The organism is Pseudomonas sp. SJZ080, assembly GCF_007828295.1.
GTDB classification, from domain to species: domain Bacteria; phylum Pseudomonadota; class Gammaproteobacteria; order Pseudomonadales; family Pseudomonadaceae; genus Aquipseudomonas; species Aquipseudomonas migulae_A.
Genome location: NZ_VIUK01000004.1, coordinates 279,530 through 298,835 on the forward strand (window position 1 = coordinate 279,530; position 19,306 = coordinate 298,835).

Annotated in this window: 20 protein-coding genes; 6 read left to right on the forward strand and 14 right to left on the reverse strand. The window is 59.9% G+C overall.

Translation table 11 applies throughout. The annotated features are described in order from the left end of the window. Window positions 1-69 precede the first annotated feature (69 nt). Both FBY04_RS08450 and mobA read right to left on the reverse strand, forming a co-directional pair. Window positions 70-291 (reverse strand): YgdI/YgdR family lipoprotein, encoded by a 222-nt coding sequence (locus FBY04_RS08450; RefSeq protein ID WP_084321132.1) that lies wholly within the window; start codon window positions 289-291, stop codon window positions 70-72. Window positions 292-368: 77 nt separating this feature from the next. Continuing rightward, a complete protein-coding gene (gene mobA, locus FBY04_RS08455; RefSeq protein ID WP_145314958.1) occupies window positions 369-971 on the reverse strand; it encodes a molybdenum cofactor guanylyltransferase MobA in 603 nt (200 codons plus the stop codon). 81 nt (window positions 972-1,052) lie between these two features. Here mobA and moaB point away from each other — a divergent pair, with 81 nt between their 5' ends. Both moaB and glp read left to right on the forward strand, forming a co-directional pair. After that, window positions 1,053-1,592, forward strand: a complete 540-nt coding sequence (gene moaB, locus FBY04_RS08460; RefSeq protein ID WP_084321134.1) for a molybdenum cofactor biosynthesis protein B — start codon at window positions 1,053-1,055, stop codon at window positions 1,590-1,592. A 22-nt stretch (window positions 1,593-1,614) separates the two neighbouring features. Beyond that, entirely contained in the window at window positions 1,615-2,802 is a 1,188-nt protein-coding gene (gene glp, locus FBY04_RS08465; RefSeq protein WP_178118266.1) for a gephyrin-like molybdotransferase Glp, read from the forward strand. 66 nt (window positions 2,803-2,868) lie between these two features. On the opposite strand, the gene FBY04_RS08470 is transcribed toward glp, so the two are convergent. Further along, window positions 2,869-3,174: a hypothetical protein gene (locus FBY04_RS08470; protein WP_145314960.1), complete on the reverse strand. Its 306-nt coding sequence runs from the start codon at window positions 3,172-3,174 to the stop codon at window positions 2,869-2,871. A 225-nt stretch (window positions 3,175-3,399) separates the two neighbouring features. On the opposite strand from FBY04_RS08470, the gene yegS reads away from it, so the two are divergent. Beyond that, a complete protein-coding gene (yegS, locus tag FBY04_RS08475) occupies window positions 3,400-4,317 on the forward strand; it encodes a lipid kinase YegS (RefSeq protein WP_084321137.1) in 918 nt (305 codons plus the stop codon). On the opposite strand, the gene FBY04_RS08480 is transcribed toward yegS, so the two are convergent. From FBY04_RS08480 to FBY04_RS08490, 3 genes are all read right to left on the reverse strand, one after another. After that, on the reverse strand, window positions 4,301-4,960 hold the full coding sequence (locus FBY04_RS08480; RefSeq protein WP_084321138.1) for a response regulator transcription factor: 660 nt from the start codon (window positions 4,958-4,960) through the stop codon (window positions 4,301-4,303). The genes yegS and FBY04_RS08480 overlap by 17 nt on opposite strands. After that, on the reverse strand, window positions 4,957-5,850 hold the full coding sequence (locus FBY04_RS08485; protein ID WP_084321139.1) for a sensor histidine kinase: 894 nt from the start codon (window positions 5,848-5,850) through the stop codon (window positions 4,957-4,959). Before FBY04_RS08485 ends, FBY04_RS08480 begins: the two co-directional genes overlap by 4 nt. Before the next feature lie 340 nt (window positions 5,851-6,190). Beyond that, window positions 6,191-6,658: a hypothetical protein gene (locus FBY04_RS08490; RefSeq protein ID WP_084321140.1), complete on the reverse strand. Its 468-nt coding sequence runs from the start codon at window positions 6,656-6,658 to the stop codon at window positions 6,191-6,193. A gap of 462 nt (window positions 6,659-7,120) precedes the next feature. On the opposite strand from FBY04_RS08490, the gene FBY04_RS08495 reads away from it, so the two are divergent. After that, window positions 7,121-8,056 (forward strand): chemotaxis protein CheV, encoded by a 936-nt coding sequence (locus tag FBY04_RS08495; protein WP_084321141.1) that lies wholly within the window; start codon window positions 7,121-7,123, stop codon window positions 8,054-8,056. Window positions 8,057-8,260: 204 nt separating this feature from the next. Then, window positions 8,261-9,067 carry an MOSC domain-containing protein gene (locus tag FBY04_RS08500; protein WP_145314961.1) on the forward strand — a complete coding sequence of 269 codons (807 nt, stop codon included), beginning with the start codon at window positions 8,261-8,263 and terminating at the stop codon, window positions 9,065-9,067. Between the two features lie 71 nt (window positions 9,068-9,138). On the opposite strand, the gene FBY04_RS08505 is transcribed toward FBY04_RS08500, so the two are convergent. The 8 genes from FBY04_RS08505 to FBY04_RS08540 form a co-directional block, all read right to left on the reverse strand. After that, on the reverse strand, window positions 9,139-9,423 hold the full coding sequence (locus FBY04_RS08505; RefSeq protein ID WP_145314962.1) for a pyrimidine/purine nucleoside phosphorylase: 285 nt from the start codon (window positions 9,421-9,423) through the stop codon (window positions 9,139-9,141). 69 nt (window positions 9,424-9,492) lie between these two features. Beyond that, window positions 9,493-10,035: an exonuclease domain-containing protein gene (locus FBY04_RS08510; protein WP_145314963.1), complete on the reverse strand. Its 543-nt coding sequence runs from the start codon at window positions 10,033-10,035 to the stop codon at window positions 9,493-9,495. Window positions 10,036-10,106: 71 nt separating this feature from the next. Continuing rightward, complete coding sequence (locus FBY04_RS08515; RefSeq protein ID WP_145314964.1) at window positions 10,107-12,068, reverse strand: acetyl/propionyl/methylcrotonyl-CoA carboxylase subunit alpha; 1,962 nt, start codon at window positions 12,066-12,068, stop codon at window positions 10,107-10,109. A 138-nt stretch (window positions 12,069-12,206) separates the two neighbouring features. Then, entirely contained in the window at window positions 12,207-13,004 is a 798-nt protein-coding gene (locus FBY04_RS08520; protein WP_145314965.1) for an enoyl-CoA hydratase/isomerase family protein, read from the reverse strand. Next, window positions 13,001-14,158: a citronellyl-CoA dehydrogenase gene (gene atuD, locus FBY04_RS08525; protein ID WP_084321146.1), complete on the reverse strand. Its 1,158-nt coding sequence runs from the start codon at window positions 14,156-14,158 to the stop codon at window positions 13,001-13,003. The genes FBY04_RS08520 and atuD overlap by 4 nt, the downstream gene beginning before the upstream one ends. Before the next feature lie 24 nt (window positions 14,159-14,182). Next, the gene (atuC, locus tag FBY04_RS08530; RefSeq protein WP_145314966.1) at window positions 14,183-15,799 is read right to left on the reverse strand and encodes a geranyl-CoA carboxylase subunit beta; all 1,617 of its coding nucleotides are present in this window, start codon (window positions 15,797-15,799) and stop codon (window positions 14,183-14,185) included. A 3-nt stretch (window positions 15,800-15,802) separates the two neighbouring features. Further along, on the reverse strand, window positions 15,803-16,672 hold the full coding sequence (locus tag FBY04_RS08535; protein ID WP_084321148.1) for an SDR family oxidoreductase: 870 nt from the start codon (window positions 16,670-16,672) through the stop codon (window positions 15,803-15,805). 12 nt (window positions 16,673-16,684) lie between these two features. Further along, window positions 16,685-18,475 (reverse strand): acyclic terpene utilization AtuA family protein, encoded by a 1,791-nt coding sequence (locus FBY04_RS08540; RefSeq protein ID WP_178118262.1) that lies wholly within the window; start codon window positions 18,473-18,475, stop codon window positions 16,685-16,687. A gap of 175 nt (window positions 18,476-18,650) precedes the next feature. On the opposite strand from FBY04_RS08540, the gene FBY04_RS08545 reads away from it, so the two are divergent. Further along, entirely contained in the window at window positions 18,651-19,277 is a 627-nt protein-coding gene (locus FBY04_RS08545) for a TetR/AcrR family transcriptional regulator (RefSeq protein ID WP_084321150.1), read from the forward strand. Window positions 19,278-19,306: the final 29 nt, after the last annotated feature.

The following is a 19,306-nucleotide window of genomic DNA, read 5'->3' on the forward strand; positions in this document are numbered from 1 at the left end:
TGGTCGTTTTTCAGCCATGAAAAAGCCCGCGTAAAGCGGGCTTTTCTGTATCCGGTATCACCGCAAGGATTACAGCTCTTTGACGGTACGAACCTGATCCTTGTTGACGCGGGTTTTCTTGCCGTCCAATTGCTCGAACTCGTAGAAACCAGCGTCGTCGTCGTATTTTGGCGTGTCGACGGCCTGGATTTCGCGACCGTCATTCAATGTGATCACAGCAGGCGATGAGCAACCTGCAAGGGTCGCGAGGCCCAGTGCGAGCATGAAAGTGGCGAGGGTCCGTTGTGTCATGGGTGTGTCTCCGAATTGGAATTCTTTGGTTACTGAGCGTGAGACGTATACAACGCGTGCAAGTTCCGTGGCTAGTGTCAATCTGACACGTTGTTGTGGGCACTCAGCAACTCCGGGGTATTGAGGTTGGCCAGGCGGGGATCGTTGTCAGGGCATTGCAGGGCAATTGCGCCCAGTTTTCGCATGAGGCGGCCCGGGCTGCGTTCGCCTTCCTGCCAGGCCTTTTCGAACGCTTGGCTCAAGGCTACGGGGATGATGCAGAGCAAAGGTTCCCAGTGCTCCCCATGACGCAACATCGTGGGTTTGTCCGGGTGCTGGCTGGCCGAGTCGCGCATGCTGTTGAGCAGCGCAGCATCGATGCGTGGTACATCGCACGGCAATACCATCAGATGCTCATGGCGAGCGGCCTTCAGGCCTGCACGAATACCGGCCAAGGGCCCCGGGAAGTCACCTTCATCGTCATGGACCAACTGGTCGGCGTAGGGCGCGTACTTTTCCAGGTTTCTGTTGCAGGAGATGATCAGGTCGTCGCTCAGCGGTCGGGTTTTGCGATGGAGATGCGCAATCAGTGGCTCACCCTGCCACTCGATCAATCCTTTGTCCTGACCACCCATACGTTGGCCGCGACCACCTGCCAGTAGCAGAATGGAGCAGGGCGACAACTGTGTATTCAAGGTCATGGCTGGTCTCCATGGGGGCGGCAAAAAAAAGGGGCGCTGTGATATAACACCGGGCTGTTTCTCCTACAACTGGACGAGCCTATGAAAGCCAAGGCTGATGTACCTTTCGCGCCGCTCAACATCGCGGTGCTGACGGTCAGCGATACCCGTACCCTGGAAACCGACACATCAGGCCAGCTCTTTGTTGACCGCTTGAGTGCTGCGGGCCATAACCTGGCCTTCCGGGTTCTGCTTAAAGATGACCTCTACAAAATTCGCGCGCAAGTTGCCAACTGGATTGCCGACGATGTCGTGCAGGTGGTCTTGATCACCGGTGGCACCGGTTTCACGGGGCGCGACAGCACCCCTGAAGCGGTGAGCTGCCTGCTGGACAAGCAGGTCGACGGCTTTGGTGAGCTGTTCCGCCAGATTTCGGTGGCGGATATTGGCACCTCCACTGTGCAATCCCGTGCGCTGGCCGGTCTCGCCAACGGCACGCTGGTGTGCTGTTTGCCGGGCTCCACCAACGCCGTGCGCACCGGGTGGGATGGCATTCTTGCCGAACAACTGGATTCCCGGCACCGCCCGTGCAATTTCGTCGCTCATCTGAAACAGGCGGCACCCTGTGAATCCCGCGGGTAAGCCAGGCAAGACAGGCAGCCTGATGGCCGTCGAGGTGGCACTGGCGCGCTTGCTGGACATGGCCGAAGCCACGCCGATTGCCGAGCGTGAACGCCTGCCGTTGGCGCAGGCTCAAGGTCGTGTGTTGGCTGCTGACCTGGTCTCGACCCTTGATTTGCCGCCGTGGCCCAACAGTGCGATGGACGGATACGCTCTGCGCATGGCCGACTGGACGGGGGAGCCGTTGTCCGTCAGCCAGAAGATTTTTGCAGGTGCCGCTCCGGAGCCTCTAAAGCCAGGCACCTGCGCGCGAATCTTCACTGGTGCGCCGGTGCCTGCGGGTGCCGACTGCGTCGAGATGCAGGAAAACGCCGAGGTCCTGACGGATGAGCGAGTGCGTTTTCTCGAGGTCCTCACTTCAGGGCAGAACATCCGTCCACAAGGTCAGGAAACCACCGTCGGTGAGTTGATTCTGCCTGCGGGCACACGCCTTGGCCCGATCGAGCAGGGGCTCGCTGCATCACTGGGATGCGCCGAGCTGGAGGTGATTCGCAAGGTGCGCGTTGCGGTAATCTCCACCGGCGATGAACTGGTTGAACCGGGTCAGGCACTGGGGCCAGGCCAGATCTACAACAGCAACCGAGTGTTGCTCTGCAGCTGGTTGCAGCGCTTGGGCTGTGAAGTGATCGACGCCGGTATTCTTCCGGATAACCTTGAGACGACTCGTGCTCGCCTCGGCGAGTTGAAGGATGTCGACTTGATACTGTCGACCGGTGGCGTATCGGTAGGTGAAGCCGATTTTCTGGGCATTGCCCTGCGGGAAGAGGGTGAGCTCACGTTGTGGAAACTCGCGATCAAACCGGGCAAGCCGCTGACGTTCGGGCATTTTCGCGGGGTTCCGGTGATCGGGTTACCCGGTAACCCGGCGTCGACCCTGGTGACCTTTGCCTTGTTGGCGAGACCTTATCTCTTGCGCCGTCAGGGGGTAAAAGATGTCGAACCCTTGAAGGTGCAGGTGCCTGCAGGGTTTGTCTGGCCCAAGGCCGGCAATCGACGCGAGTATTTGCGAGGACGTCTGGAGAACGGCCGGGCAATCATTTACAAGAATCAGAGTTCGGGTGTGCTGCGTAGCGCCGCGTGGGCCGATGGTCTGGTCGAAGTGCGGGAAGATCGCACATTGGTGGAAGGTGACAGCGTCGGCTTCATCCCGCTGAGTGAAGTCCTGGGCTGACCCCTGCCGCACACCTGTCACACAAACCCGGTTCATTGAACCGGGTTTTGCATTCCTGGCGTCTTCCTATCGAGCGAGAAGTGCCACCAACTGGTCGAAACGGCTGTTGGCGATCCACCCCAGAAGCCCCAGAACCACAGCTGTTCCGCCGGCGGAGTAGGCGAGCCTGTGTTTGATGGACTTGACGTCACCCCGGACTTCTTCGATGTCTCTGCGGATATATTTGAGGTGTGTTTCCAGTTCAGCGACACGAGGTTCCATTTCAACTTCTCCATTGGGTTTTGCGCATTTGAATTCGGCTTGATAGCTGGCCCGCCTGTCTGCGAGCGGAGTGACCGAAGTCACCGGCAACCTGATGTCAAGGTTTTGCATGATACGTCCCTGTAGTTCCTGCTGATGACGGATAAACGTACCGCCAAGTTGTACCAATCGGCGTTGGGGGTCAATTGAGCCGATTCCTCACGTTTTGTAAGAAAAAATCCCGCCTTGTAGGACCTCAATACCGCTCGGCTTGAAATAATTCATTTTTTTGCGACTTTTATGGGGTGCAACGGGGTCACATTTCCCATACGAGATTCAATCATGGGAGTGACCACAATGGGCGAACGCAAGGCACTGTTGATTCTGCACGGCAAGCAGGCGCTCAACGAGGAAGTCCGGGCTGCCGTCGAAGAACGGCGCGCACAAGGGTGGGAGTTGGCTGTCCGACTGACCTGGGAGGCCGGCGACGCACAGCGGTTGGTAGACGAAGCGTTGGCGGCAGGCCACACGCAGATCATCGCTGGCGGTGGTGACGGGACGTTGCGCGATATTGCCGAGGCCATGGCCGCGCATTCGACGCAGGCCAGTCTGGTGCTGATGCCATTGGGAACCGCCAACGATTTCGCCCGCGCCGCGGGTGTACCTCTGGAACCCGCTCAGGCCTTGAATCTTCTGGACGCTGAACCGCATGCCATCGATTTGGGCGAGGTCGGTGGACAGGTGTTCCTGAACATGGCCACGGGCGGCTTCGGTAGCCAGGTGACGGCGAACACCTCGGAAGACTTGAAAAAAGTACTGGGCGGCGCGGCTTATCTGTTCACCGGTTTATCACGCTTCAGTGAATTGCATGCGGCTTATGGTGAGCTGCATGGCCCGGACTTTCAGTGGAGTGGCGAGCTTCTGGCATTAGGCATCGGCAATGGACGCCAGGCGGGCGGTGGTCATGTGCTGTGCCCGCACGCACTGGCAGACGACGGTCTGCTGGATATCAGCATTCTGCCTGCGCCGCAGGAAGTGGTGGGTACGTTGAAAAGCTTGCTTACCGATGGTTTCGGCATCGACAACATGTTTGTGCGCGCTCGCTTGCCATGGGTCGAGATCAAGGTCTCGGAAGGCCTCTACATCAACCTTGATGGCGAACCGCTTGAAGGTGAAAGCCTGCGCTTCTCGGCGCGCCCGGCGGCACTGCGGGTGCATTTGCCCGAGCATTCGCCGTTGCTGAGTATTCCTGCAGCGATCAATCGTCCAGGCTGATGATTTGCTCACGCACTGCGAACAGGACCAGGCCTGCCACATCGTAGATCTGCAAGCGCTTCATGATTTGCGAGCGATGGGTTTCAACCGTCTTGATGCTCAGGCCCAGGCCGTTGGCGATCTCCCGGGTGGATTTTCCGCGAACGATCAGTCGCAGGATTTCCAGCTGGCGCGCCGTCAGGTTGTGCGAGTCGGCGGGTTCCGGCTGGTGCTTCTGGTTTCGGGTCAGCGCCTGGTTGATGACGGTATGGGCAATGGCCGGGCTCAGGTAGCGCTCGTTGTTACGCAGGGCATCCAGCGCATGTTCGAGTTCGGTGGCCGTTGTGTCTTTGAGCAGGTAGCCGTGGGCACCGGATTCCAGTGCCTGCATGATGAGCGCCGGGTCGGTGTGCATCGACAGGATCAACACTTTGCTTTGCGGGCGTACTCGCTTGAGTCGCTGCAAGGCTTCAAGGCCTCCGGTTTCCTTCATGGAAATATCCAGCAGCACGATGTCCGGGGACAGTCTCTCGACCATCTCGAGCAGCTGCGAACCGTCATTGGCCTCACCGATTACCGCGTAGCCGGGAATATCCAGTACCAGAGCACGCACGCCAGCTCTGATCAGCGAGTGGTCATCCACCAAAAGTAAGTTACAAGTCAATGCATAACCTTATTCGTACTGGCCCGTTCCAGCGCACGTGGCGCCCACGGGAAGAGAGCTTCGATTTGAGTACCTTTGCCCGGCTCGCTGGTCACGCTCAGGGTGCCGCCCAACTGGTCGATCCGTTCCGACATCCCGGCCATTCCACGTTGTCCCTCACGGCCGGGATCCGTCGCCGGCGCGAAACCCTGGCCGTCATCGCTGATCAACAGCGTCAGGCCTTGAGGCTGGCGTTGCAGGCGAACCAACAGATTTTTCGCTTCGGCATGACGCAATATATTGGTCACCGCTTCCTGGGTGATTCGAAAGGCGGCGACGGCCATTTCTTCCGGTATGCCGGTCAATCGTGAGTGGCACTCCAGGCTCCAGTGCACCTGCGTATTAGCCAGCGTCTTGAGCAAATGCGCACGCAGACTGGCTTCCAGCCCAAGGCTGGTCAGCTGCCTGGGATTGAGAATGGCCGATACATCACGAACTTTTGTCAGGGTTTCTTCCAGCGTGTCACAGAGCGTCGCGCATTGATCTTGCAGCTCTTCGGGCATTCGGCGTTTGAGCCATTCACTTTGAAGTTTCGCCGCAGTCAGTAACTGGCCGATATCGTCATGCAGTTCCCGACTGAGCCGGTGACGTTCGTTTTCCTGAACCTTCAATAATCGGTCGGCCAGCTCTTGTGGTTCGAACTTTATAGATTTACGCGAGAGGCAATACTGCACCAGGACGCAAGCCAGCGCCGCAATATTGAGCAGCAGCAGACTGAGTGGCAGGCGTATGGACAGACTATAGATCGCCAGACTGCCGAGCGCCGAGCAGGTACACAGCAACAGCGTGAACCGGCGCGCGTTTTCTCGGGAGGGTGGCCACGTGGTGATTGACTTGAGGCTGGCGTACATAGCGGATGGAGCCAATGGATGTTCGCTGCGGGCAGACCGGTCATGTTGACTGACGGGTCTCTGTCTGAGTCACTCTGCCATTAATTGACGTCAACTAATGGGCGGCATAATACCACTTAAGAAACCGTTGGTCGCGTTTGGTATATATGTCCGTACAGTCAGGAAATTATGGATTTGGACGTTAGTTCCACAATGGAAAATGTTTGGCGGCAGGAGAGGGGTATTTGTATTGAGCTGTCGTTGACAGATATGAAGTATTCAATTGCGACATGAGCGTGCTCAAGTTAAAGAGTGGCTTCATGGCAATAACAATACGAGCTATCGCGTAGTTATCAGAAAATTAAGCCTGTTGTTCCGAAAAAGAAACGAGCCTGAACGGTTTTGAGTGGGCGGGTGGCTGAAACTGGCTTTGTCCGACCTGAAAGGCAAAGGCCTCGATCAGCGATGTCTGTTCGCTGTCATCCAGGCTGAGCTGGCCGGTGTTTTGATCGATCAGTTCGAGCTGCCACGCCATCAATGTGAAACAGTCTTTCAGCGCGCTCAATGCCTGATCATGCAGGTCTACGTGATTCTGGGCATGATTCAGCAGGCCATGAATGTGCAGCGAAAACTCCGAAACCGCGACCAAAGCCAGGGCGTCAGCCTTGTTGGCCAGTTTGAGGAGGGTGCTCATCATGCAGTCGATGGCGTCCTTGTCATTGCTGATCAGTTGCAGATGGCTCAGGCATTCCTCGGATTTGGCCAGGAGCGTTTCAGCCTCGACCAGAAACACCGGGAGTCGCTGGGCCCACTCTTTATGGTTCGGCATGCTTATCTCCACAACGTCATGTCAAATGAGGGAATGTCGTGTGTGTCGGCCAGGACCATCAGGGCCCCGACGTTGCAGTGCCGTTGTGAGATCGCGCTCCGGCCGGCGCGGATGCAGGCAGGGGAATTCGAGAGGGTGGATGGCCACTGACCTGCGATCACACACAAAAGCCTGACTCCGTTCATGCAATGAGAATGGCGTCACATTAATGGCTATTGGATATTGCGAATATCAGGTTGGGCCTGATTGTTACTAGGGGAATCCCTTACACAGGGGAACCTAACGTGCGAACTGTTGTCGCGCCGCAGGGAGTGAAGCAGATGAATTGAGGTGTCCAGTAAAGCATGATGTTAATGTGACATCAATGCCTGCGCGTGGCATTTTGTATGGGGGTCAAGGTCCGGCAAAAACAGCCGATAACCTTCTTTAGTGAATTCATCCGAACAAGCTCAGGAGTCATTGATGGCCGGCATTCTCGACACGGTAGACCAACGCACGCAACTGGTGGGTGAGAATCGCCTGGAAATTCTCATGTTCCGCTTGGCTGGGCGGCAATTGTTCGCGATCAACGTTTTCAAGGTGCAAGAAGTGTTGCAGCTGCCGAAGCTGACCCTGATGCCCCAGCGCCATCCGTTTGTCTGCGGTGTAGTCAACCTGCGTGGTCAGACGCTCCCGGTGATTGACCTGTCTCAGGCCATCGGCATGCGTCCGCTGGTGCCAAGCCCGACCAGTACGATCATCGTCACCGAATACAACCGCTCGGTGCAGGCGTTCCTGGTGGGTGGCGTGGACCGCATCGTCAACATGAACTGGGAAGCTATTCTGCCGCCCCCGACCAGCGCCGGCCGCCAGCATTACCTGACTGCCATCAGCAAGGTCGATGATCAGCTGGTGGAAATCATTGACGTCGAAAAAGTCCTCGCCGAAATCGTCCCGTACAACGCCAAGGTGTCCCGCGACAAGCTCGACGATCCGGTCCTGGAGCGCGCCCGTGGCCGCGAAGTGCTGTTGGTGGACGACTCCAACGTGGCGCTCTCGCAATTGCGCGACACCCTCGGCCAGTTGGGCGTGAAGATGCACATCGCCAGCGACGGCTTGAAAGCGCTGAACATGCTCAAGGGCTGGGCCGATACCGGCGTGAACATGACCGACAAGCTGCTGATGGTCTTCACCGACGCAGAAATGCCGGAAATGGACGGCTATCGCCTGACCACCGAGATCCGTAACGATCCGCGTCTGCGTGGTCTTTACGTTGTGCTGCACACGTCGCTGTCCGGCAGCTTCAACGACTCGATGGTGAAGAAGGTCGGTTGCGACAACTTCCTCTCCAAATTCCAGCCGGACAAACTGGTCGACGTGGTGCGCCAGCGCCTGATGCTCGACGAAGTGCCTGCCTGATAACGATTCAAAGGCTAGCCACGGTCAAACTGTGGGTGCGGGCTTGCTCACGAAGGCGGTTTACAGTCAACATTTATGTCGACTGTTCCACCGCTTTCGCGAGCAAGTTCGCTCCCACTAGGTGTGCATTATTCAATTCTCAATCTTTGATTCGGCGATCAAGCTCATATAGGGTGGCGTTTTTTGCCCACCAGGGAGCTGGACATGCTGCGTCTGAGCGCGCTTTATCGTTTTCCGTTGAAATCCGGCATGGGCGAGTCCCTGCAACAGGTTGGCCTCGACAAACTGGGGCTGGATGGGGATCGACGCTGGATGCTGGTGGACGAGGCCAGCGGGCGCTTCCTGACCCAGCGTGCGGTGGCGCAGATGAGTCAGTTGTCGGCATTGCGGAATTCCGACGGTGGCTTGACCCTCAGCGCTCCGGGCCGTTCGCCGATCGATATCGCCTTGCCCGACAGTGACGCTGAGCTGCGTGGCGTGACCATCTGGCGCGACACCTTGCGCGTCCCCGATGCCGGCGACGAGGCGGGTGCCTGGGTCAGCGAATTCATCGGCAAGCCGACTCGCCTGGTGCAAGTACCGCTGGATCGCGCGCGTACCACTCAGGCGGGCTATGGCAAGGATGATGACCAGGTCGCGTTCGCCGATGGCTTCCCGTTGTTGCTGATCGGGCAGGCATCTCTGGAAGATCTTTCGCAACGCGTCGGGCGCCCGTTGGAAATGCTGCGCTTTCGGCCGAATCTGGTCATCGAGGGCAGTGAGGCGTACGCCGAGGATGGCTGGAAGCGTATCCGCATCGGCGATGTCGAGTTCCGCGTGGTCAAGCCGTGTTCACGTTGCATTCTGACTACCATCGATCCGCAAACCGGTTTGCGCAGCGATGACCGTGAACCGCTCGCAACCTTGCAGAAGTACCGTGCTCAGGAAGACGGCGCGATGTTCGGCCAGAATCTGGTCAACGATGGCAATGGCCAACTCGAAGTCGGCATGCCGGTCACGGTGCTGGAATAAACGACCCTGAATGAAAAATGCCCGTGTCCAAGAACACGGGCATTTTTTTTACGCTGTGAAAACCCGGGGTTTTAGCCGCGGTATTCGCACAGGTAAGCGGTATCGACAGCCACTTTCAGCTGGAACTTGCTGTTGGCTGGCACGTTGAACTGGCTGCCGGCTTCGAAGGTTTCCCAGTCGGAGCTGTCCGGCAGTTTGACGGTCAGGGCGCCGGTTACCACGTGCATGATTTCACGCTGGCTGGTGCCGAATTCGTACTCGCCCGGAGCCATGACGCCGATGGTCGCCGGACCTTCAGCGGTGCCAAAGGCGATCGACTTGACGGTGCCGTCGAAGTACTCGTTGACTTTAAACATGGGCGATTCCTCGAAAAGGGCTAAAAAGGGCCGGCCAGTATGCACAAGGCCTTTGGCGGCGTCACCTCTCTAGAGGGGCAGAATCAGCGGTAACAGACGCGCTGTATTGCGCGCATCCTCCAGCGCCCGGTGCTGCTGGCCGGTGAACTGCATGCCCGCCAGTTGCAGCGCACCTTTGAGCCCCAGCGGGCGTTCCAGGCGTCGGGCCTTGGCAAAGCGCTGTTTGAGGTTCATGTGCGGCACGCGGCTCAGTTCGCTGTCGAGTTGCAGCTTCTGCCATTCCTGCAGCAGTTGCTTGCGATCGTAATCGCCCCAGCTGGCCCAGCCTTCAAGGCGTGAATGATGTTGGCCGAGCCAGCGTTCGAAGGCTGGCCAGACCTCGGTCAGCGGCTGTGCGCTGTCGATATTGGCCTGGGTGATGCGGGTCAGCTCGCGGCAAAACGGCGTGAGCAGGGGCCGGCGCAACGGGCGCACGAAACGCTGGAAATGATCCAGCTCCCGACCCTGGCGGTCCACCAGCGTGGCACCGATTTCGATGATTTCCATTTCTGTAACCGGCCAACCCCCTTCATCGGTGGTGGCTTCCAGATCAATGACCAGCCAGTGAGGCATTGCAGGGTTCCTGGTATCCGCGTCCTGATAGGGCTTGAGCGTAGCCAAACCCGGCGGATCCGCCTAGCGGCTTATTCGACCTCCAACAAAATCTGACGATTTTTCACCTGGTCGCCGACCCTGACCTGCAAACGTTTGAGCACGCCGTCGATGCCTGATTTCAACGGATGTTCCATTTTCATGGCTTCCAGCACCACCAGCAGCTGGCCTTTGCTGACCGTGCTGCCTTCAGTGACTAGCACATCGACGATGGCGCCGTCCATTGGCGCCTTGAGTGTGCCGGAGCTGGCGCTGGCAGCGCTGCTGACCAGCGCCTGTGTGCAATCCATCAGCCGCAGACTTCCGGGACGGGTGAAGAGCCAGAGTTGCCCGGCGTCGAGACGGTAGGCATGACGCCGGCGGATACCATCGATTTCCAGGCTGGCCCAGCGTCCGTCGCACTGGATGATGCTCAGTTCGAACGCCTGTCCGGCGGCTTCAACCCGGTACGGTTCGCCCGGCACCGCGTTCAATTGCACCGGCCAGTCCTGATCCTCCAGGCCGATGCGATAGTGCAGTGGCACACTGGCGTTATTGCGCCAACCGGCCAGCACGGCGGGATGAGCCTGGGCAGAAGCCTGATAGAACAGCGCAGCAGCAATCGCCAGTTCTTCGGCGTCGGGTACATAAGGGTGCAGGCAGGGATGGTCGGCAAAATACGTCGGAATGAACCCGGTGCTGAACTCGCCACTGATGAATCGCGGATGTTCGAGCAGGCTGGCAAGCAGACGCTGATTACTGGCGAGGCCCAGCAAGACGCTGTCCTGCACCGCCCGCAGCAACTTGCGCCGGGCTTCTTCACGGGTGGCACCATGGGCGATGATCTTGCCCAGCAACGGGTCGTAGAACGGGCTGACCTGCTGCCCCTCGATCAGGCCATGATCGATCCGTGCGCCGCCCTGAGATGCCGGTTCCCAAGCCGCGATCCGCCCGGTTTGAGGCAGAAACGTTTGGGTCGGGTCTTCGGCATACAAGCGCACTTCCATGGCATGGCCGCTGAGTTGCACCTGCTCCTGGCGCAACGGCAACGGCAGACCTTCGGCGACGTGCAGTTGCCAGGCCACCAGATCGAGGCCTGTGATCAGTTCTGTTACCGGGTGTTCCACTTGCAGCCGGGTGTTCATTTCCAGAAAGTAAAACTGTCCGCGTGCATCCAGCAGGAATTCCACGGTGCCAGCGCCGACGTAGTTCACCGCGCGACCGGCCTTTAATGCTGCTTCGCCCATGGCCTGACGCAATTCGGCGGTCATGACGGGGCAGGGCGCTTCCTCGATGACTTTCTGGTGGCGACGCTGGATCGAGCAGTCGCGTTCGCCGAGGTAGATCAAGTTGCCCTGTTGGTCGCCGAACAGTTGAACCTCAACGTGGCGCGGGTCGATCAACGCTTGTTCGAGGATCAGCTCATCGCTGCCAAACCCATGCAATGCCTCGGAGCGTGCGGTGCGGATCTGCGCCAGCAACTCACTGGCCTCGTGCACCAGACGCATGCCCCGTCCGCCACCGCCGGCACTGGCCTTGATCATCAGCGGAAAACCGATGCGTTCGGCTTCGCGGCTCAGGGTCGCATCGTCCTGCTCGGCGCCTTGATAGCCTTTGATGCACGGCACGCCGGCGTCGAGCATGGCGAGTTTCGACAGGCGCTTGCTGCCCATCAGTTCGATGGCTTCAGGGCTGGGGCCGATAAAGGTCAAGCCGGCGTCTCGGCAGGCGCGGGCGAACCCGGCGTTTTCCGAGAGGAAACCATAGCCGGGGTGGATCGCGTCGGCGCCGGTGCGGCGGGCGGCATCGAGGATGGCCGGGATGTTCAGATAGGATTGCTGCACCGGGGCCGGGCCGATGTTGATGGCTTCGTCGGCGATCTGTACGTGCAGCGCGTCGGCATCTGCGTCGCTGAACACGGCGACGGTGCGGTAGCCAAGGGCCTGGGCGGTGCGCTGGATGCGGCAGGCGATTTCACCGCGGTTGGCGATAAGGATTTTTTTTAGGGCGGGCATCAGGGTCTTCGCTCAAGTTGTTCGGTGAAAGTGATGGCCTCATCGCGGGCAAGCCCGCTCCCACAATGGATCTCGGGTGTGTCCAGAAATGAATGACCGCTGGAGATCCCTGTGGGAGCGGGCTTGCCCGCGATGCTTTTAGGAGGCCCACCCCGGTTTGCGCTTCTGCACGAAAGCCATGGTCCCTTCGAGCCCTTCAGCCCCGGTCACCGCCTCACTGAACCAATCAGCCGCTTCATCCAGCAACGCGTCCGAAGGCTGCCCGGCACTCGCCAGCAACAGTTTTTTGGTCGTCGCATTCGCCCCCGGCGCGCAGCACAACACATGGGCCAGGACTTCATCGAGACGCTCGGCCAGCGCTTGCGCGTCATGCTCGACAAAGTGCACCAGCCCCATGCGTCGGGCGTGGGTGCCATCAAATCGCGCTGCAGTCAGTGCCAACCGTCGAGCCTGGGTCAAGCCGATGCGCTGAACCACAAACGGCGCGATCTGCGCGGGCAGCAAGCCGAGGCTGGTTTCCGGCAGACCGAATTGCGCCTGGTGGTCCGCCAGGGCGACATCGCTGACGCACGCAAGCCCCAATCCACCGCCGAGCACCGCGCCCTGTAGCACCGTGATCACCACTTGCGGCGCGTGCTGTACTTCCTGCAGCAGTGCGCCAAACGCCCGATTCAAATCACGGTACGACGACGGTCCCTGGGCTCGGGCATTGGCCATGTCCTTGATGTCACCCCCGGCGCAGAAGTGCCCGCCGGCACCGCCGATCACCAGGGCCCGAATCTCACGGTCATCGCGCACTGCAGACAGCACCGAACGCAACTCGGCGACCATCTGCAAGCTCATGGCATTGCGGCTTTCCGGTCGGTTGAGGGTGATGTGCAGCACGCCGTTATGCGGTTCGAGCAACAACGTCTGGCAAACCGGGAGGGTGCTCATTTCCTTTTCCCCGGCAGGATGCCCATGAGTTTGCAGATGATCCCCAGCATGATTTCGTCGGCGCCGCCGCCAATCGATACCAGCCGCACGTCGCGGTAGGCGCGGGCTACCGGGTTGTCCCACATGAAGCCCATGCCGCCCCAGTATTGCAGGCAGCTGTCGCTGACTTCGCGGCCCAGTCGCCCGGCCTTGAGTTTGGCCATCGACGCCAGGCGGGTGACGTCCTGACCTTTGATGTATTGCTCGGTAGCCTGATAGACCAGCGCCCGCAGGCATTCGACTTCGGTCTGCAGCTCGGCGAGGCGGAAGTGGATAACCTGATTGTCGATCAGTGCATTGCCGAAGGTTTTGCGTTCCTTGCAGTACTCGATGGTGCTGTCGATGCAGTATTCCAGGCCCTTGATCATGTTCGCGGCACCGAACAGGCGTTCCTCCTGGAATTGCAGCATCTGCATCATGAACCCCGCACCTTCATGACCGATACGATTGCGCTGAGGTACGCGCACGTTGTCGAAAAACACCTGGGCGGTTTCCGAACTGCGCATGCCGAGTTTGTCGAGGTGCGAACTGAGGCTGATACCGGGGGTGTTCATCGGCACCATGATCAGCGACTTGTTGATGTGCGGCTTGTCGTCCGAGGTGTTGGCCAGCAGGCAGATGAAATCGGCGCTCGGCGAGTTGGTGATCCACATCTTGCTGCCGTTGATCACGTAGTCGTCGCCGTCCTTGCGGGCGGTGGTTTTCAAGCCGGCCACGTCGGAACCGGCACCGACTTCCGACACGCCGATGCAACCGACCTGTTCGCCGGTAATCGCCGGCCGCAGGAATTCTTCACGCAGTTCATCGGAGCCGAAGCGTGCCAGCGCCGGCGTGCACATGTCGGTTTGCACGCCGATGGACATCGGGATCCCGCCGCAATGAATGGTGCCGAACTCTTCGGCGGCGACGATCGAATAGCTGTAGTCGAGCCCCATGCCGCCGAATTTTTCCGGTTTGGAAATCCCCAGCAAGCCGAGCTCACCCGCCTTGCGAAAGAGATCGTGGATTGGAAAACGCCCGGCCTTTTCCCACTCCTCGACGTGCGGGTTGATCTCGTGCTCGACGAATTGGCGAACGGTGCGGCGCAGTGCTTCGTGTTCCTGGGTGAAGATCATTTTTATTGTTCTCCTCTGGCCGGTTCAGAACCGGGCCACGCCAAAACTGTTGGTTTGCAGCGGCCGCATGTCCGCCTCATGACAGATGTCCAGCACGTAACCGAGCAACGTCCGGGTATCCCGGGGATCAATCAAACCGTCGTCCCATAGATTGGCGCTGCCATACAGCGCGGTGGACTGGCTGTCGAGTTTCTGCGCGGTGACCTGCTCCAGCATGTCGAGCATTTTCGGGTCAGGTACCAGACCGTCCTTGAGCTGTTTGGCTTCGGTGACGATCCGCAGGACCTTGCCGGCCTGGGCACCGCCCATCACCGCCGTGCGGCTGTTGGGCCAGGCGAAGATGAAGCGCGGGTCGAGGCCGCGGCCGCACATTGCATAGTTGCCGGCGCCATAGGAGCCACCGACGACGATCGTCAGTTTCGGCACCCGGGCGTTGGCCACCGCCTGGATCATTTTGGCGCCGTGCTTGATCACGCCTTGTTGTTCGGATTCGGTGCCGACCATGAACCCGGTGGTGTTGTGGAAGAACAGCAGCGGCGTCCGGCTCTGATCGCACAGCTGAATGAACTGCGCAGCCTTGCTCGCGCCTTTGGGCGTGATCGGGCCGTTGTTGCCGATGAACCCGCAGGCGCGACCCTGAATCTGCAGATGACCGCAGACGGTCTGTTGATCGAACTCACCCTTGAACTCGAGGAAGTTCGAACCGTCGGCGATTCGCGCGATGATTTCGCGCACGTCATAGGGTTTTTTCGGGTCATCGGGAATCAGCCCGAGCAGTTCGTCGATGGGGTAGAGCGGTTCCTGATAGTGACGTTCGGGGGCCCACTGCAACTGATCATTCCACGACAACAAGCTGACAATCTCCCGCACCTGACGCACGCCATCGGCATCGTTCTCGGCCAGGTATTCAGCGGTGCCGGCGGTTTGCGCGTGCATCTCGGCACCGCCCAGTTCCTCATCGGTGGCGACCTCGCCGGTGGCCGCCTTGAGAAGGGGCGGGCCGGCGAGAAACAGCTTGGCTTTGCCGCGCACCACCACCACGTAATCCGACAACCCCGGCTGATACGCGCCGCCTGCCGTGGCCGAGCCGTGAACCACAGTGATCTGTGGCAACCCCATGGCTGACATCCGCGCCTGATTGGCAAAGCTGCGCGCGCCTTCGACGAAAATCTCTGCTGCGTAATTGAGGTTGGCGCCACCGCTTTCAGCGAGGGTGATCACCGGCAGTTTGTTTTCCATGGCGATCTGTTGCAGGCGCAGGGATTTCTTCAAACCGCTGGGGGAGATGGTTCCGCCCTTGATCGCGCTGTTGTTCGCCACCACCAAGGCACGAACGCCGGATACGTAGCCGATCCCGGCGATCAAGCCGCCGCCCGCCGAGCTGCCGTCCTTGTCGTCATGCAATTTGTAACCGGCCAGGCTTGCCAGTTCGAGGAACGGCGCACCGGGGTCGAGCAACAGGTTGAGGCGTTCACGGGGCAGCAATTGCCCGCGCTTGTCGAACTTGGGCTTGGCTTCGGCCGCTTTGTCCAGCAGGTTTTGTTCGAGCTGACGGACCTGCTCGATACCGGCCAGCATCGCTGCGCGGTTCCGGGCGAACTGTTCGCTGAACGGGTCGACTTGCGACTCAATGACCGGCATGAGTTATTCCTTGTCCTTGAGCACGTCCGGTAAGTACGCGCGGTGGAAACCGTTGTACGACTCACTGTTGGTCGCCTTGTGGATCGGCCACGCTCGGCCGCCAAGGCTGGCGGCGCCGTCGATGCGCAAGGTGCTGCCACTGATGAACGCCGCTGCCGGGCTGAGCAGGAACACGATCGCGGCACTGACTTCCGATTCGGTGCCGATGCGTTTCAGCGGCACGTGTTCGCGCAAGGTCGGAATCACCGCCTTGAACGCGCCTTCATAAGTGTCCATGCCGCTTGAGGCGATCCAGCCCGGCGCCACCGCGTTGACCCGCACACCGGCGTAACCCCATTCGAACGCAGCGGTCTTGGTCAGGTTGTCCATGCCCGAACGCGCTGCGCCCGAATGGCCCATGCCGGGCATGCCGCCCCACATGTCGGCGAGCATGTTGACGATGGCGCCGCCGTGTTGGCTCATGGATTGATTGAACACTTCCCGGGCCATCAGGAAACCGCCCACCAGATTGGTGCGCACCACGGTTTCGAAACCCTTCTGATTGATCGAAGCCAGCGGCGAAGGGAATTGGCCGCCGGCATTGTTGACCAGTCCATGAATCGGACCGTGCTTGCGGATCAGTTCGCTGACCAGATGCTTGACCGCTTCTTCGTCGCGAATATCGCAGGTCTGCCAATCGGCCTTGCCGCCATCCTCGACAATTTCGGCGGTCACGGATTTGAGTTTGTCGGCATTGCGCCCGATCAACAGCACATGGGCACCGAGCGCCGCCAGTTCATGTGCGGTGCAGCGGCCGATGCCACTGCCGCCACCGGTGACGATGATGTTTTGGCCGGCAAACAGATCAGCTTTGAAAATCGAATCGTAGGCCACGGCGGCAGTCCTCTAGTTGACCTGGTCGGCGATGCGCTGAGGCACCGGAATCTGGATGTCCAGCAGTTGTTGGGCGAAGGCTTTGCCTTGCGGGTCGATCCGCAGGCTGGCCACGCCGCCCCCGCCCAGGGCGTTCTCCAGCAGAAAATTAAGGCTGTGGGTCGCGGGCAGATACCAGCGCTCGACGCGCCCGTGAACCGGGTCGAGTACGTGGCTCATCCAGTCGACGACCACTGCCGGGGTCAAGGCTTCGGCAATCCACGGCAGGTACTCTGGCTCGCGCGCCATGACGCCGATGTTGCTGTGATTGCCCTTGTCACCCGAGCGAGCGACCGCAAGCTTGATCAGCGCCACGCTGGCATCGGCGCGACCGGTGGGTTTCGGTGGTTCGAACGGCACCGGCAGGTCCGCGGTGGCGAGCGCGTCGAGGGCGGGCGGGGGGCACGGGTGACGCTGACCGTTGATATCAATGTCCAGCGTGCAGGCCGTTTTGTCGATGAGGAACGAAAACAGCCGGATCAGCGGATACACCGTCGGCCGGCCGCCGACGATCCCGGTCAGCCCCGGCGCCATGCCGGTGGCGGCCTGGGCAATTTCCCGGGAGAACACGATCAAGGCCTGTTTACTGGGGTGGCGCACGGCGAGTTTGATCACCACTTCGCGACTGTCCTGTCGCTGGCCATGGGGGCCGTAGGTCGCCTCGCTGCCAAGGAGTTCGATGTTCACTTCGCTGTAGGGTGCCCAGCCGCGCTGACTGAAGATTTCCGAGGTCTTGTTGATGATCGCTTCGCTGACTCGTCGCGCCTTGTCCACGGCATCGATTCCGGCGATCAGGCAACTGGCGGTGCAGCGGAAACCGTCCGGATACGTCGCGCTGACTTTGTACTGATCGGTCGGCGGCAAGCCTTTTGCGCCGTGCACCTGAACCGCGTTCCTGCCTTGTTGCTGAAGTTTGACCTGAGAGAAATCGCAAACCACGTCGGGCAAGAGATAAGCCTGCGGGTTGCCGATTTCATAGAGCATTTGTTCGCCGACGGTGAGGGGCGTAACGAGGCCACCGGAGCCTTCGGGTTTGCTGACGATAAACTGGCTGTCGGCGCTGACTTCGACGATGGGGAAACCGATGTGTTCGTAATCGGGCACGTCGCGCCAATCGGTGAAGTTGCCGCCGGTGCACTGGGCGCCGCATTCGATGATGTGCCCGGCAAGGGCGGCCTGAGCGAGTTTGTCGTAGTCGTGCCAGGACCAGCCGAATTCATGCACCAGCGCAGCGCTGACCACGGCGCTGTCGACCACGCGTCCGGTAATGACGATGTCCGCGCCCAGGCGCAAGGCTTCGACAATGCCCGGCGCGCCGAGGTAGGCGTTGGTGGAAACGCACATCGGCGGCAAGGGTGCGCCGCTGAACATTTCGTGGAGGCCGCGGCTGCTCAGCTGTTTGAACTGCGGTTGCAGGTCATCACCCAGCAGCACCGCGATCTTCAGCGACACGCCAGCCTTGTCGCAGGCCGCTTGCAGCGCAGCGGCGCAGGCGTGTGGATTGACACCCCCGGCGTTGCTGATGACGCGGATTTTCTGTTCGGCAAGTGACGCCAGCAGAGGGCTGAGGACTTCGATGAAGTCACTGGCGTACCCGGCCTGTGGATCTTTCATCCGCGCACCGGCCATGATCGACATCGTGATCTCGGCCAGATAATCGAACACCAGATAGTCCAGGCGCCCGCCTTCCACCAGTTGCGCGGCGGCGGTCGAGGTGTCGCCCCAGAAGGCACTGGCGCAACCGATGCGAATGGTTTCAGGCACAACGCTCTCCATAGCCACCTCCAACAGAAGTACAACGAGACTACCAAGCAAGCGCTTGGTTTGTAAACGGCTGAAATATCTTCTACCCGAGCGCTTGCTTGGTTGCCATTGTCAGCTTAAATTGCCCGCGCAACCCCGCAGTTTCAGCGGTGAATACGACTGTAGGAGAGAACGGGTGGACGAGCAAAAAGCCCTGAGGGTCATGCGCGAACTGGTCGACAGCGGCCAGTTGACCGACCCGGACAGCGCCCGCGGCAAACTGCTGCAAGTCGCGGCCCACCTGTTCCGCAATAAAGGTTTTGAACGCACCACAGTGCGCGATCTGGCCGGTGCCGTGGGCATTCAGTCGGGGAGTATTTTTCATCACTTCAAAAGCAAGGACGAGATCCTGCGGGCGGTGATGGAGGAAACCATTCGCTACAACACCGCGTTGATGCGTGCCGCGATCGCTGAAGCCGATAACGTGCGCGAGCGGGTGCTGGCGCTGATTCGCTGCGAATTGCAGTCGATCATGGGCGGCAGCGGCGAGGCCATGGCGGTGCTGGTGTATGAATGGCGTTCGCTGTCCGAAGACGGCCAGGCGAAGGTCCTGGCACTGCGCGACATCTATGAGGACCTCTGGCTGCAGGTGCTGGGAGAGGCCAAGGACGCGGGATTCATTCGTGGGGACGTGTTCATCACCCGCCGTTTTCTGACCGGTGCGCTGTCCTGGACCACGACGTGGTATCGCGCGGATGGCAGCATGAACCTCGATCAATTGGCCGATGAGGCGTTGATTCTGGTATTGGAAGAAAAACAATAATTTCGCACAGGGCGGCAATAAACTGGCTA

Excerpts from the sequence above, each read along its gene's own strand:
- FBY04_RS08450 (WP_084321132.1), bottom strand. The coding sequence starts at position 291 with ATGACACAACGGACCCTCGCCACTTTCATGCTCGCACTGGGCCTCGCG.
- mobA (WP_145314958.1), bottom strand. The coding sequence starts at position 971 with ATGACCTTGAATACACAGTTGTCGCCCTGCTCCATTCTGCTACTGGCA.
- moaB (WP_084321134.1), top strand. The coding sequence starts at position 1,053 with ATGAAAGCCAAGGCTGATGTACCTTTCGCGCCGCTCAACATCGCGGTG.
- glp (WP_178118266.1), top strand. The coding sequence starts at position 1,615 with ATGGCCGTCGAGGTGGCACTGGCGCGCTTGCTGGACATGGCCGAAGCC.
- FBY04_RS08470 (WP_145314960.1), bottom strand. The coding sequence starts at position 3,174 with ATGCAAAACCTTGACATCAGGTTGCCGGTGACTTCGGTCACTCCGCTC.
- yegS (WP_084321137.1), top strand. The coding sequence starts at position 3,400 with ATGGGCGAACGCAAGGCACTGTTGATTCTGCACGGCAAGCAGGCGCTC.
- FBY04_RS08485 (WP_084321139.1), bottom strand. The coding sequence starts at position 5,850 with ATGTACGCCAGCCTCAAGTCAATCACCACGTGGCCACCCTCCCGAGAA.
- FBY04_RS08490 (WP_084321140.1), bottom strand. The coding sequence starts at position 6,658 with ATGCCGAACCATAAAGAGTGGGCCCAGCGACTCCCGGTGTTTCTGGTC.
- FBY04_RS08495 (WP_084321141.1), top strand. The coding sequence starts at position 7,121 with ATGGCCGGCATTCTCGACACGGTAGACCAACGCACGCAACTGGTGGGT.
- FBY04_RS08500 (WP_145314961.1), top strand. The coding sequence starts at position 8,261 with ATGCTGCGTCTGAGCGCGCTTTATCGTTTTCCGTTGAAATCCGGCATG.
- FBY04_RS08505 (WP_145314962.1), bottom strand. The coding sequence starts at position 9,423 with ATGTTTAAAGTCAACGAGTACTTCGACGGCACCGTCAAGTCGATCGCC.
- FBY04_RS08510 (WP_145314963.1), bottom strand. The coding sequence starts at position 10,035 with ATGCCTCACTGGCTGGTCATTGATCTGGAAGCCACCACCGATGAAGGG.
- FBY04_RS08515 (WP_145314964.1), bottom strand. The coding sequence starts at position 12,068 with ATGCCCGCCCTAAAAAAAATCCTTATCGCCAACCGCGGTGAAATCGCC.
- FBY04_RS08520 (WP_145314965.1), bottom strand. The coding sequence starts at position 13,004 with ATGAGCACCCTCCCGGTTTGCCAGACGTTGTTGCTCGAACCGCATAAC.
- atuD (WP_084321146.1), bottom strand. The coding sequence starts at position 14,158 with ATGATCTTCACCCAGGAACACGAAGCACTGCGCCGCACCGTTCGCCAA.
- atuC (WP_145314966.1), bottom strand. The coding sequence starts at position 15,799 with ATGCCGGTCATTGAGTCGCAAGTCGACCCGTTCAGCGAACAGTTCGCC.